The 13,532-nt window shown below is 49.1% G+C and carries 15 protein-coding genes; 3 read left to right on the top strand and 12 right to left on the bottom strand.

Features of this window, described 5'->3' with window-relative positions; translation table 11 throughout:
• Window positions 1–56: 56 nt before the first annotated feature.
• From AC5OW4_RS07110 to AC5OW4_RS07100, 3 genes are all read right to left on the bottom strand, one after another.
• Entirely contained in the window at window positions 57–560 is a 504-nt protein-coding gene (locus AC5OW4_RS07110) for a hypothetical protein (RefSeq protein WP_072684705.1), read from the bottom strand.
• A 290-nt stretch (window positions 561–850) separates the two neighbouring features.
• Window positions 851–1,966, bottom strand: coding sequence for an alanine racemase (alr, locus tag AC5OW4_RS07105; RefSeq protein WP_072684704.1), 1,116 nt, complete (start codon window positions 1,964–1,966; stop codon window positions 851–853).
• Window positions 1,967–1,999: 33 nt separating this feature from the next.
• Window positions 2,000–2,431, bottom strand: a complete 432-nt coding sequence (locus AC5OW4_RS07100; RefSeq protein ID WP_072684703.1) for a hypothetical protein — start codon at window positions 2,429–2,431, stop codon at window positions 2,000–2,002.
• A 205-nt stretch (window positions 2,432–2,636) separates the two neighbouring features.
• Here AC5OW4_RS07100 and AC5OW4_RS07095 point away from each other — a divergent pair, with 205 nt between their 5' ends.
• A complete protein-coding gene (locus AC5OW4_RS07095) occupies window positions 2,637–4,040 on the top strand; it encodes an amidohydrolase (protein ID WP_295770855.1) in 1,404 nt (467 codons plus the stop codon).
• A gap of 228 nt (window positions 4,041–4,268) precedes the next feature.
• Here the strand turns inward: AC5OW4_RS07095 and AC5OW4_RS07090 are convergent, their stop codons facing one another.
• The 8 genes from AC5OW4_RS07090 to AC5OW4_RS07055 all read right to left on the bottom strand — a co-directional run bounded on the left by AC5OW4_RS07090 (window position 4,269) and on the right by AC5OW4_RS07055 (window position 11,896).
• Window positions 4,269–5,456 (bottom strand): N-acetylglucosamine-6-phosphate deacetylase, encoded by a 1,188-nt coding sequence (locus AC5OW4_RS07090; RefSeq protein ID WP_195396020.1) that lies wholly within the window; start codon window positions 5,454–5,456, stop codon window positions 4,269–4,271.
• A complete protein-coding gene (locus AC5OW4_RS07085; protein ID WP_493676822.1) occupies window positions 5,456–6,265 on the bottom strand; it encodes a ChbG/HpnK family deacetylase in 810 nt (269 codons plus the stop codon). The genes AC5OW4_RS07090 and AC5OW4_RS07085 overlap by 1 nt, the downstream gene beginning before the upstream one ends.
• Window positions 6,262–7,158 (bottom strand): hypothetical protein, encoded by an 897-nt coding sequence (locus tag AC5OW4_RS07080; protein ID WP_493676821.1) that lies wholly within the window; start codon window positions 7,156–7,158, stop codon window positions 6,262–6,264. Before AC5OW4_RS07080 ends, AC5OW4_RS07085 begins: the two co-directional genes overlap by 4 nt.
• 64 nt (window positions 7,159–7,222) lie before the next feature.
• On the bottom strand, window positions 7,223–8,041 hold the full coding sequence (locus AC5OW4_RS07075) for a PTS system mannose/fructose/sorbose family transporter subunit IID (RefSeq protein WP_006061015.1): 819 nt from the start codon (window positions 8,039–8,041) through the stop codon (window positions 7,223–7,225).
• Window positions 8,041–8,832 carry a PTS mannose/fructose/sorbose/N-acetylgalactosamine transporter subunit IIC gene (locus AC5OW4_RS07070; protein ID WP_195396019.1) on the bottom strand — a complete coding sequence of 264 codons (792 nt, stop codon included), beginning with the start codon at window positions 8,830–8,832 and terminating at the stop codon, window positions 8,041–8,043. The genes AC5OW4_RS07075 and AC5OW4_RS07070 overlap by 1 nt, the downstream gene beginning before the upstream one ends.
• Before the next feature lie 31 nt (window positions 8,833–8,863).
• The gene (locus AC5OW4_RS07065) at window positions 8,864–9,358 is read right to left on the bottom strand and encodes a PTS sugar transporter subunit IIB (RefSeq protein WP_072684698.1); all 495 of its coding nucleotides are present in this window, start codon (window positions 9,356–9,358) and stop codon (window positions 8,864–8,866) included.
• Window positions 9,359–9,375: 17 nt separating this feature from the next.
• On the bottom strand, window positions 9,376–9,783 hold the full coding sequence (locus AC5OW4_RS07060; RefSeq protein WP_072684697.1) for a PTS sugar transporter subunit IIA: 408 nt from the start codon (window positions 9,781–9,783) through the stop codon (window positions 9,376–9,378).
• Between the two features lie 115 nt (window positions 9,784–9,898).
• Window positions 9,899–11,896, bottom strand: a complete 1,998-nt coding sequence (locus tag AC5OW4_RS07055; protein ID WP_072684696.1) for a BglG family transcription antiterminator — start codon at window positions 11,894–11,896, stop codon at window positions 9,899–9,901.
• Between the two features lie 153 nt (window positions 11,897–12,049).
• Here AC5OW4_RS07055 and AC5OW4_RS07050 point away from each other — a divergent pair, with 153 nt between their 5' ends.
• Window positions 12,050–12,292, top strand: coding sequence for a hypothetical protein (locus tag AC5OW4_RS07050; protein WP_072684787.1), 243 nt, complete (start codon window positions 12,050–12,052; stop codon window positions 12,290–12,292).
• Between the two features lie 30 nt (window positions 12,293–12,322).
• Here the strand turns inward: AC5OW4_RS07050 and AC5OW4_RS07045 are convergent, their stop codons facing one another.
• Window positions 12,323–12,889, bottom strand: coding sequence for a GNAT family N-acetyltransferase (locus AC5OW4_RS07045; RefSeq protein WP_493676820.1), 567 nt, complete (start codon window positions 12,887–12,889; stop codon window positions 12,323–12,325).
• Window positions 12,890–13,069: 180 nt separating this feature from the next.
• On the opposite strand from AC5OW4_RS07045, the gene AC5OW4_RS07040 reads away from it, so the two are divergent.
• The coding region (locus tag AC5OW4_RS07040) for a hypothetical protein (protein WP_493676819.1) at window positions 13,070–13,532 on the top strand (463 nt) is incomplete at its 3' end.

Below are 13,532 nucleotides of genomic sequence, written 5' to 3'. Positions count from 1 at the left end.
AAACACTTACGGCAATCAGGCCCAATTCCTTTCAGGTCCGACAGTCTTATTTGAGACTATACCTTTCCTTTCATGGGCTTCTCTACTTCAGAGAGCCCTTTTTTACTTTCGTCGATCAACAGACAGAGCACGGCTGCCCATTGATCCTCCGCTTCCTTTAACGTAATTTTCACCACTTCTCCCTGCTTCATCAAATGTCGTTGGGCGACTGGCGCGATGTAGTAAACAGGCTGGGTAATCGAATCCAGAACCAGCTGATTTTCCCGAACTTCCATTTCCGTACGTTTCCATTGGCAGGATGGCAACGTACGGCGAATCCGATATTGATCCCTTTTGGATCCGGCTTTCATCCGCTGGGCTTGTTTCCAGACCTGCTGAAGCATCGCCGTCGGCAGCGACTGGTAGGCCTCCGGCAGCGGCGCGTCTTCAATCCGCTGGGGATGATGAATCATCGCGTCAAACAATTCTTCGCGGAACTGCGCCGCATTGTGGCTTAAGGCGCAAAGCTCGCGGCGCTGCGTCAAGGTTGGAAAACAGGTAATTTTTACATTCATAATCATGGTAATTATTTCCTCCTACTATTACTATTGCGCTTTTTTTCTGAAATCCTCCCGGATTTCAGAAATTTCTACAAATTTTTCGATTTTTTTTGTCCTGTTTTTGTCTCAAATCGTTCCATTCCCTTTATAACAGCTCTTTTCCCGCGATATTTCTCACGGATAGAAAAATTCCAAACAAACTTGCATCCATCCTTCCAACTCAAATTCTCGTTTGCAGCATCAGTATGAAAATCAACTTAAAACGACAAAAAAACCTTCGGCAATCCTGTGGATTACGGAAGGTTCAATGATTATTTTTCCAACATCAACCGATCCAGCCGCGGATTAGCGACTTCCCGGATCCGACCGTCTTCAAGATAGACCTTCGCCAGTCGGTCGCTCAGCAAAGTCAGAACTTCATACGGAATCGTTCCCAACTCCCGCGCCACCTGTTCCAGCGGAACATGCGGACCGAACAGTTCGACCTTCGTCCCTACCGGAAAGGCGTGCGGAAGCCGGATCATCGCCTGATCCATGCAGATTCGTCCGACAAATTCGCCGGTTTCTCCCTCAATCCAGCATTGCCGTCCCTGGTGCTTGCGAATCCAGCCGTCAGCATACCCGATCGGCAAGGTTCCGATCCATTCCTCTTTCTGCGTCGTATAGGTCGCCCCATAGCCCACCGGCTGCCCCGCCGGCAACGCCTTGACATAAATCAATCGGCTGTATAAGCTGACGCACGGCTTCAGCGGCGTCGCGTAGGAAGTCACGCCGAACATTGCCAGTCCGCAGCGCACCGCGTTGCCGGGCGCCTTCGGATAATGCACCGCTGCATCGGAATTACTGCTGTGCACCCAGCGAAAAGGCGTGTTCAAGGCCTGAACAATCCGCTCGAAACGGGCCGCCTGATCGTCCGTCATCTCATTGTCCGGATTATCCGAGCAGGCATAGTGGGTGAAAATGCCTTCCACCAAGGCGCCGCTGTCCTGCAGCAGCGTTAGCATCGCCCGCAGTTCGTCAAGATTCTCCGTGCCGATGCGGTGCATGCCGGTATCCACCTTTAAATGTACTCTCAAACCCTTGACCGGGACCTGAACCAGCTCCTTGACCCACTTTAGCGATACCGCCGGCACCGCCAGATCATACCGCAGAAGCAGCTCCGCTTGGGACGGATCCACAACGCCCAGAATTAAAACCGGCGCTGTGATCCCCTGATACCGCAGCGACAACGCCTCATCCAAGCTCGATACTGCCAACATCGCGGCCCCCGCTTCCAAGGCTGCCCGTGCAACCGGACCATCGCCAACGCCATAGCCATTGGCCTTGATCACCGCGATAAACTGCCGGTCCGTCTGCCGGCGCAGCCAGCGGATATTTTCTTTGATCTGATCCAGATCGACCTCAACCCAGCTCTCCCGATAAAACATGTCTGTCCCTCTTTTCCTGACTAGTCCTGCCGCTTAGACAAAGCGGGAAGTCGTATAGGCCAGATAAACTCCGCCGATGCGGAACATCAGTGACAACAGCGCGCTCATGCTTGTGCCGATCAGGCTCTGCAGCACCATCCTGAACGCAAGCATAAAGAACTGAAATCCCATCGTAAACACACCAAAGCCGAAATAAGCGATCATATCGCCAAACAGGAAACAAAGTACCGCCAGCACGGCCGCCAGCACAGAAAACCGCACCTGTACCCCGCGGCCATATTTACGGATGACCGTGCCGATTGCATAACCGAACGCCAGGTAAACCACTGAGAATTCGAACATGAGAAACCGCGCGATCAGACCATAAAGAATTGTCAGTCCCACAGTCGCCCCAACGCCATATCCAACTGCCCGAATAAACCGCTCATTGCGGGTCAGCGCCTGTTTATTGTAAATTTTAAGCATACAAGACCTCCTGAATACTCCCAGTATAGCACAATCAAATTTAAAAGAGAACGGGCGATCCGCAGACAGAATCTTACAAATCATGAACAGGCAGCTTTTCCTGCCGTTGGGAAGTGAGATTGAAAAAAGCAATTTGGAAACGGTTTTCTTTACTTTTCTGCTTTCCCAGAGTATCATTTTTTTAATGAGTGAAGGAGGTTCTACCGTGTTATCGAAGACGCAGAATCAAGCATTATATGAATTGCAGAAAGAACTGTGGGGCTACGCTGAACCCGGTTTTCTGGAACACAAATCAGCGAAGGCCATGAGCGGTTTCCTGCGCCGGGAAGGTTTCCAGGTAACTGAAGGTCTTTGCGGCATGGATACGGCGTTTGTCGGAGTCTGGGGCAGCGGCCGGCCGGTAATCTGTCTGTTAGCGGAATTTGACGCACTTTACGGCCTGAGTCAGGAAGCGGACGTCGCCGAATACAAACCGATCGAAGGCATGGCGACCGGCCATGGCTGCGGTCATCATCTGTTAGGTGTCGGGTCGATCGCCGCCGCGATGATCGTCAAAGACTATCTGGAAAAGAACAAGCTGCCGGGGACGATCAAAATGGTCGGCTGTCCGGCAGAGGAAAGCGGCAGCGGCAAAGCCTATCTGGCGCGCGACGGGTTCTTTGCGGACGCCGATGCCGCGATCACCTGGCATCCATCCGCGCTTAACGTCGTATCTTCCGGCTCTCATCAGTCCTGCATTCAATGTTATTTCCGTTTTCACGGCGTTTCCAGTCATGCCGCAGGCAATCCGGAAGCGGGCCGCAGCGCGCTGGACGCTGCCGAACTGATGAGCGTCGGCGTCAATTACCTGCGCGAACACATGGACTCTAAAGAACGCGTCCACTACGCCTACACCAATGCCGGCGGGATTTCCCCGAATGTCGTTCAGGCGGAAGCAGAGGTCAAATACCTCGTCCGCTCCACGACCAATCCAAAATGTCAGAAGCTTTATGAACGTGTGATCAATATCGCCAAAGGCGCCGCGCTGATGACCGGCACAACCTGCGATGTCGTCTTTGACGAAGGCTTAAGCAACGTCATTCCGAACTTCACGCTGGAACAGGTTCTGGAAGAGGCCTTCTTTGAGGTTGGCGCTCCGGAGTATACCGAAGCTGAACGCGCTTACGCCAAACAATTCCGCGATACCTATCCGCTCGATCCGGAAAGCGAGGTCACAGCCGTCATCGCCGAGCCAAAGACGCTGATCGCCAACATCCAGAACAGCGATATCTGCGATATCGTGCTGCGCCACCGCTGTGTTGACGAATGTTCGATGGGATCAACCGACGTCGGCGACGTCAGCTGGGTTGTGCCGACAGCTCAGATCAACACCGCCTGCTACAGCTACGGCGCGGGCGGGCATACCTGGCAATGGGTTGCCCAGGGCAAATCCACACTGGCCTACAAGGGGATGATGCTGGCGGCGGAAGTCATGGCAAAAGCAGTCGAGAAATGCTTTGAGCAGCCGGAAATCATAGTAAAGGCAAAAGCTGAATTTGATGAACGGCTGGCCGGGCAGACCTATGAATGTCTGATTCCCAGCGATGTGAAACCGCACATTATCCAATAAATCATCTCTGCTGACGCCTGCCGGATCGACCATTCTGGCAATACCGGCGTCATTCAGAAGGCTAAAAGCCGGCATCCTTCCCATGCGCAGGGCCGGCCTTGATTTCAACAAAAAAGAATGGAGTTCGTTGAACATCCGCGATGGCTTCCGCCTGTCCTCCAGGACAAACGGGCGATCCGGTTTCATGATCCCCATTCTTTTTTATGCCTCGATTTCTATTTTAACGGTTTACTCCGCTGCGCAAGCCTTCAGAAAATCCGGATTGAACAAATCCATGTCTTTCTCAGCATCATACACACATCGCCCTTCGCTGAAGGTTTTCAGAACCTGATAATCCTCGTCGATGATGATGAAGTCCGCATCCATGCCCGCTGCCAGCCGGCCTTTCTGAGGTGCGCCGTAGACCTGCGCTGGATTGCGCGAGCTCATTTTCACGATTTCCGTCAGCGGCAGATGCAGATTCTCCGCCAGATTGCGGATACCGCGGATCACCGGCAGCGTTGAACCGCACAACCTTCCGGTATCCGATAAACAATAACCCTTTTCATCAATATTCACATCGAACATGCCGGACAGATGATACCGGCCGATCGGCGCTCCCGCCATCGGCACATTGTCGGAAACCATCATGAACTTGTCAAACGGATTCTTTTTAACCCGCAGCATCAGTTCGATCATTTCATTCGCGACATGCAGACCATCGCAGATCAGCTCGTTGTAAACCTCGTCGTTAAGCAGACAGGCGCCCAGACCGCCCATCCGGCGATGATGAATCCCCGCCATGACGTTGGCAGTGTGCGTCGTGACCGTGATCCCCCATTGAAAAGATTCCAATGTCTCCTGATACATCGCGTTGCTGTGGGCAAAAGCACAGCGGACCCCCTGCGACGTCAGCAGCGCAATCGCTTCTTTTGCACCCGGGATTTCCGGTGCGATCGCAACCAGCTTCAGCATCCCCTGGGCGGTGTCGATCATCGCCTGGACATGTTCTAAATCAATATCCGGATGTCCGGTATCAATTCCTTTTTCCCCCACGCGGTTCAAATACGGACCTTCGCTGTGGATGCCGATCGGCTTTGCGCCGTCAATCGGTCCCTGCTCCACTTTGACTATCGCTTCGAACAAGCCGAAATCTGCCGTTGGCAGACACGCTGTGACCCCCTGGGATGCCAGTCCCTTCAAGTAACCACGGACCGTTGCTTCCGGATCAGCCTGATCGCCCATCAGGCCGTAGCCCATCGTTCCATGATTATGGGTATCAATAATTCCCGGTAAAATCCGGTGATTTCCGGCATCCACCGTGATCGCGACGCGCGCGGTCGGCGGCAGGATCTCCACAATCCGGCCTTCGTCAATATTCAAAATACCATCCACAATTCCCTGATCGGTGACAATCCGCTGTGATCGTACAAACATTAACGTCCCTCCTTCAGATCACGATAAGTGATCAATTCAATCTGATGTTCCTGCAGAAATGCCCTGACTCTCGGACTGGTCGCCATTGCCAGATCCTTCATGCGGATCATCGTGTAGGTTGTTTCTTTCATCAAATCTTCTTCCACAAAACCGCAATGGCAGATAAAATAACCGATTTCATGGGATAACGAGGCTTCCAGCGATTTCAGGAATTCCTGTTCCACATCCGTTTTCAGCTGATCCTCGATTGGAAACGGCTTCGGCGTCCATGTGCAGGGAATCATGGAAACCTGGCCGGCGCTCATGACGTCTGTCGTCATCAAAATATCGTATTTCTCCGCGATCACCCGCGCCGCTTTCTGGGTGTTGGGCGTCGCCATCGAATGACCATGAAAGTATTCCGGCTTGCGGCCCATCAATTCAATAAACCGCTTGACCTGATTTTCAGTTTCCAGCAACGTTTGTTCATAGTCGTAAGGATCCTCTTCAAAGCACAGGCACATTCCCTGCCGGCCGGTGATTTTACCCTCGCGCATGCGCTGAACCGAAGGCACAAAATGACCATCCGGATTCACCAGCGAAGGAACCTCTGCCGGATCACTGACGGGCCGTCCTGCAACCAGGTTGATGTCGATGCCGACGCAGACTCCCTGGCAATCACGGATTTTCGCCGCAGCCCGGGCTGAGCTGGGCATGTTGACAAACAAGCCGGTATTGCGAATGATTCCCTGATCAATTCCTTTCAGAATTCCATCGGCGACGGAATCCGTTAAGCCATAGTCATCACTCTGAAACAATAATTTTCTCATTCCGCTTTCATCCTGCCTTTCAATTTTTCCAAAATCTGCTCCAATCGCGGGATGTCCACATGGCAATCCTGATTGGAGCGTGTATGCCGGACAACGAACTGATGCTTCTCGATCGCGCCGGAAGCCAGCAGCATGCCGTTTTCGAAGAATCGCAAGCCGTTATCCGGATCCTCATATTCCTTGTTAATCCAATCTTCCTCCAGCAAGTCCGAGACGTCAACCCCTTTTCGATGAGCGCAGACGACTTTTTCCCCCTGCGCCAGACAATCCAGTAAAATGACCTCGGCGCGGGAAGGGCAGGCTTCTTTAAGCAGCTTCAGTCCTTCATAGGAATTGCAGCACTGATCAACTAGCACCAACGCTGTGGATGATTTCGGATCCCATTCCTGAATTAAGCGCAAGATCAGCGCCACGGAAGCACTGTTGCGATTGAAATTAACGCGGTTGCCGCGGCTGTGCAGCAGACTGACGCCAAACAAAGCCGCCAGACTCGCCGCTAAAACGGCAGCGACTTTCATCGCCGGGCTGAGCGAGCGCAGCGCATAAACCGCACCTGCCGCCATCAGAAAACAGATCGCCCCAAGCCCCCATTCCAGCGCCAGGTTCCAGCCTTCCGCCTGCGTATTCTTCCGCGGATTCAGCGGATAATAACGGATCGGCAAATGGGCATGGGAAGGTGTGTCATAAGCGCAGGCGATCACGGTCTTTGCGTGCGCCAGATCGCCGATCACCAGATTGCATACATGCAAGATGCGGGAATGCCGGGTTTGAAATTCCGTCTTCCATCCCCTCTGCCTGCACTGCCGGCATACTTCCGCCAGAAATACCTCTTTTTGTTTACGCGTATACCGACGCGCCAGCGTTACGCCCGCCAGCATCATTTCCTCTTTCATGATCTCACCTCCGGAAGGAAAAACAGGCTATGAAGCTCAGTCCTTCATAGCCTAAACTCTGATTTTAGAAAATTCGGAAGAAGGCGCCGACCAGGGCGAACACGAAGATCCCCAGAATCAGCTGCGTCGGGCGTGCGCCCTTCTTGATCAGGCGAACCAGTGTAAACAACAGGATGACGCCGAGCAAGCCCGGGAAGATCGAATTCAATACATCACCGATGACAACCGATGTTTGACCGACGTTCAACGTCCAGTTCAGCGGGACGCTGACCATCTGCGCCGTCATCGCGCCGACCATGATTAAGCCCAGCACGGATGCCGCTTTGGTTAACGCGCCCATCAAGCCTGAAGAGAACACCATATCAATAAACGAAGTACCATAGACATAACCCCAGTTTACAAAGAAATACTTCACGATGGACTGTGTTACGCCGTAGAGCAGGATGAAGATCAAGGTACCCAAAATCGAACCTTCCGCGCACAGACCGATGCCGATCCCCGCGGCAATGATGCGCAGACAGTTGAAGAACAGACTGTCGAACATGCCGGCTGTCGGTCCCATCAGGGCCGCTTTGATGCTTTCAATCGTCTGGCCGTCGATCGAGTTCTTTTCTTTATGCTCTTTTTCCATCGCGTAGGCTAAGCCGGCGATGAAGCTGAACGGAACGGCGTGGGTATTAAAGAAGTTCTGATGCCGCAGGTACGCCTCCCGCTTGCCTTCCATATCATCTTTATAAATACTTTCAATCGCCGGAGCCATTGTGATCGTAAAACCATTCGCCTCCATTTTTACCATGTTGAAGCTGGTAAAAACCAGATGGGAACGGAAGAACATTGATTTTAAAACTTTCTTTTCTTCCGGCGTCAATACTTTCTTTTCCATTAGAAGAAATCCTCCTCATCTGTTTTCGCAGCGGAAGCCGCCATTGAATTCTTTAAATCAATACTGCGCTTTTCGCCCATGAACATCGTGATCGCGATCGCGGCGCCCAGGATTGCGATCGGCAAAGTCGCCATGCCCAAGTAAGCCACCATGACATAACCGACAAAGAAGAAGATGCCGACTTCATTGTTCCAGATCATCGACGTCAGAATTGCGAAGCCGACCGCCAACATCATCGACGTTGCAGCGCCCAAGCCTGTCATAACCCAGGCCGGCATGCTTGCCAGAAACGCATTCAATCCCTCAACGCCATAGGATACCGCAAAGAACAGGATAACGACGTTAATCAACGGCGTCAGGCAGGAAAAACCAATCGTCTGGAACGCGAATTTACGCGGATTGCATTCTGCAGCCAGCTTTTCCCAATACGCCGCAAGAGAAGCCCAGATCGGCGTGAACATGCCAGCGATGGACGCCATGACCGTACCGATTGGCAAGGCAATCGCCAGACCCGCTTCGATATCGGCGCCAGTTAAAATAGTGTAAGCGACTGCGATGATGCTGGAGGTTGTCGCATCTGCCGGGATCGAGCCCCCGATGGCGGAAATTCCCATGAAAATGGATTCCAGGGATGCGCCCATGATGATGCCGGTCTTGAAATCACCCAAGATCAACCCCGCTAACGGAGCGACGACGATCGGCCGGTTAAGACATTGCCAGGACATGATGTAGGGATCTAAAATTGAGATGATATAATACGCTAAACAAATTTGTAAAGCTGCGGATACCATAATTTTCCTCCTCTTTTCCTAATGAACTTTCTTATAAACCCAAAACTTTGCTTAATTTTTCCGGATTGTCTTCCGGCGTGGTCTGGTACACAGTTTCGATGCCGAAGCTCAGCACTTTCTTGAAGTCTTCGACTTCTTCGTCGTAAGCATACAGATTGGATCCGTAGGTCCGACGGGCAAGATCCCCCTGTTTCGGTGCGATGCGGCCATAGTTGCCGACGTTGATCAGCGGAATGTCCTTCACTTCTTCCAAGATTTTGATCAGATCTTTCGGGTTGGAGATGATGACCAGAATTTTATGTCCTGCTGCGCGCGGATCCTTCAGCAGCGTGATCGAATCGGCAACTGAACGGATTGTGACCTTCGCGGTTGCCGGGGCGGCCATCATCAGACTCTGCTGGATGATCTTGTTGCCTGCCGCCTCATCATTGGCCACGACAATCCGGTCAACCCCAGTGTGCCGCGACCATTTGATCGCCACCTGTCCATGAATCAATCTTTCGTCCAAACGTACTAACTTAATCATTTCCTTTTCCTCCTTTCTTAGAAAAAATCCTCTTGTTCTTCTGTTAAATCCGGCAGCTGCACGACGCTCAGCATTGATCGGCTCTGTTCGACGATCTGTTCGATCTCCTCCACCGTGACCTCCGTTTTTGTTGAAAGCTCCAGAACACAGGCCAGATTCACGCCGCCGATCAGCGTAGTGTTGGGTTTCTGCAGATAGGTCATCATGACCTGATTCACGCTGCCGCCGATCAAGTCTGACATCAGAAGCACCTGATCCTCCGCGGAAACTCCGGCATAAAATGCGTCGAGTTTTTCCTGAACTGACGCTTGATCAACATAAGCGTCAAACACGGTGACATTGTCAGAAGCGCCCATCAAAATATCCAGAGAGCTTTTCATGCCGCTGGCAAAATGACCGTGCGATGACAAAAAGATTTTCAGCAATGCGATACCCCTTTCTTGTTGGATATTTCTTCAACGTCCCTACTATAACCTGTTTTTGTAAGCGTTACCACGTTCACTTTTTCCGAAAAAAAAGGGAAAACTTTCGTTTTTTCCCTTAGCCAAGTGAAATTGGCAAAGCCTTTAAACTTGCGCGGACGATCTCCGTTAATCCGGTTACACGGTGATTTTCAATCAACATCCACAAATTTTCATTATCTCTGAAGAAAGAAATTAAAAGATCGTTAACAAATCTTACGGCCTCCAAACTGCTGTCAAAATCAGCGCTGATCACAACGATATGCAAAATCGGCTGTTCATCAAATATTCTTTCCTGATTTAACTGATAAATTTCAAAAAATCCTTTGCTTACCCATTGTCGTTTTACAAACAAAATGCAAACTTTGTTCGCTACGCATGTTTTCTTAGTGTAATGAAGATCAGCATAGATCTTCTCGACGCTCTCCGCATCTTTTCCCATTTTATAGCTGATTAACTGTATAAAAGAGTCCATACTTTCATATTCAAAATCACGATAAATTGTAAATACGCCCAAGCGCAGATGATCAAGAGCGGACTGCAGCTGAACACCTGATAAAATAACCTGATTATAGATATCGTTCATCTGGCTTTGTGTCGGAATGCTGTTGACCATTAAGCACGGCCAGTCATATTTATACGAATAATAAGGATAACTTAAAATTGCCCAGTCGTAATCTTCGACTGGCAGTTTCCGCATTTCATAGAGTTCATAAACGTCCAGACAAGCAAAACAGGAACCAAACCGAGTCTGGATCATCTGCTTTAGAATTCCTGACGAAATATATCCGCCGCCATTGGAAACAATCGCCCGGATGGGCTTGAACGGATAAGGAATCATCAAGAGCAACGTATTGAGGTGGCCGGCAAATGTGATCAGATTATACAAGCTCAATTTACAATGATACTGAGTTTCGAACAAACGGGCAAGATTATGTGCCAGTTTCGACGCCAAAGGACAATCTTGAATGCGCGAATCCTCTGAATGCAGACTTTTTACGCTATGAAACGAAGCGTTGAAATCTTTTTGAACCAGCAAAGGAATTAATCCTGAACATAGAATCTGTTCTTCATTGGGAATTTGAGTCAGATCTACATTGTAGTCCTTTTTTACTGACTTGCAGAAGGCAGCATTCAGTTTTTGCGCTTCCTCAGCTAATTCAAAATAATTATCGGCGAGCTTGCAATCCAGCGGAATATCCGCCCAAAACACCAAGAGCAGCGCAAATGCCAGAATTTCATCTTCATTCACGTCAAAACCAGAAAACTGTCCGCATTTCAGAATTACTTCCTCAGCCACTCGATATTCCCGGAAACGTCGTATGTAATCCTGTTGTTTTCGGGATAAATGAATAGGACAGCCGGCCTGATAACGGGAAGCCATCAATAGCAAATAACGGGATAAGCGCTGCGTATTCCCATCCAAGATATGACAATCTGATTCTCTTAATGCTTTGAGGAAGATATGTCTGATTTCATATCGTTCCTCATCCTCGCGATCGAAAAAAGAGAGATAATCTGTATTCTTATACAAATTAACAGCTTCATGATAGTGATTTTCAAAAATACACAGCATTAACATCCGACGATCAAATTCGCTTCCGATGACCATCGGTCCTTCTTCGCTTCGTTTTTTCAAGCGTAAATTAAATTTATTCAATAAAAAATTAACTTCTTTCAATTCTTCCCGAATTGAGCTTTTCGTGAGGTAGAGTTCGTCAGCGATATCTTCAATAGTCAGATATCGTTTTTCTACAATAATCCGGCGCAAAATATCATTCGTCCTGTCATTTTGTGCCCGCGGAGTTCCGCCGATCGCTGAAAAATGAATTGCCAGCTGTATTTTTACCGGAGAAAACTTTTCTTCATCAAAAACTTTGAGAACGTAACCTTTTCCTTTCTTCGCGATCAAATCAGCGCCGCTGGCTTTAGCGAAGGCTTCGAGTTCAGCTATATCGTTCTTTATCGTTCGTTCTGTGACGCTGACTTTTTCCGCAAGTTCATAAGAGCGGATATAGTCGTCTTGCTGGGTCAGAATGTAGAATAACTGTAAGATTCGCTTCTTTTCATTCGCCATTCCTTGTCCTCCAACTTTCTTAGCTGGTTCAAAAAGTAGACTTTAACTGACATTTGAAATATAATTGGAAATGAAAGAAAAAAGGCTTATTTTAACTAGAATTTGCGTGGTTCAAAAAGTCTGATTTAATTGACAAAAGGGGGGCAGAAAACAATGCCGAAACCAAGTTTACTGGAGCTTCTGGCAAATCAATGCGAGTGTCCTTATCTGTCCGATCTGCATACGCAGCCCTATCATTACCCATTGAGGAATGTTGTTCTTCAGCTTGCCGCAGACAATTACAGCGATCAGGAATGGCGCGATAGCTTTGCGTATATTCTGGGACGGAAACCTCGCGCCCAAACGGCGGAAGAAATCAAACAGGAGCTGATTCAGACGATCGGCGAAAAAAAATAGAGATCCGGGTGTCCGGATCTTATTGCGTTTTTAAAGCAGATTTTCAAGTTTATCAGCACATAGCGGAAAAGGCAGGATCGGCTGCGGATCTTTATCCGGAGTGCGCAGCGTTTTTCCCCATTCCACCACGTCATGCCAGCCGCCGAGCTTGTATCCGGCTTGTTTTAGACAGCCCATCGGTTGAAAACCGGCTTTTTGATGCAGATGCTCGCTGGCGGGATTGGGGCAGGTGACGACGGAAACCAGAGTGTAGTAGCCCTGAATTCGGGCCAGCTGCTCCAGTTTACTCAACAGCTGCGTCCCCAAACCCCGGCCGCGCTGATCCGCCCGCAGATAAATTGAAACTTCAGTCCACCATTGATAGGCGGCACGTGTCCGGAATGGATGATAATAGCCGTAGCCAAGGATCGTCTGATTTTCATCGGTCATTACGATCCAGGGACTCAGCGCCGTCACTTCCGCAATCCGTCGACGAAACTCCTCGGCATCCGGCGCTTCTGTTTCAAAGGTGATCGCCGTTTCTTCAATATATGGCCGATATATATCTGCGAGCGATTGTGCATCCTCCATTTTTGCCCAGCGAAAATAAAATGTCATTTTCATTCCCCCAATGTTTCAGATTTTGGTCTTATTATAAGCTATAAGTTGGAAACCGTAAATGCAGGCGTTAAACTTAATTATGAATTATTCATGAAGTCGATGCAACACGGCTTTTGCGGCTTTTCAGAACATGTTAAAATAGAAACAAATAAGGAATTGCCGATTTGAGGTGAAAGTATGAAAGAAAGGGGTTTTTTACGGAATTATCCATTAATAAGTTTAGACATAGCTTTATTTATCTTTGTTTTGTTGGACTTGTTATTAATACCTTTAGGAATTGGTAAAATTATCAGAGCAAATTGGTTGCCAGCTCTTGCTCTTTTGGTTTTTCAATACTTCTGTCTGAGTGATTATAGAATAAAAAGATGGAAAGGCATGATTATTTTAACTGTTGATTTCCTTCTGGGAGGTTTATTTCTCAATATCTTTCCTGATCAAATCTTAGGAGGGCCCATGCTTGCCAGCGGTCTGGGTGTTGTTGTCTTTGCTGGAATTGAAAAAATATTTCCGTTCAAGAAAAATCAGCGCGAAAAGCTTTTATGCTTTGTCAATTTGTTTACTTTAGTTTATTTTCTCTTCTTTCCTTCCATACACGGAATTAAAAGTATATGTGAAGTTACTCAACAACTAAAAAATAGAT

This window comes from Holdemania sp., assembly GCF_986127675.1.
The sequence above is the reverse complement of the archived record's forward strand: the minus strand, read 5'-3'. Positions and strand labels throughout refer to the sequence as shown.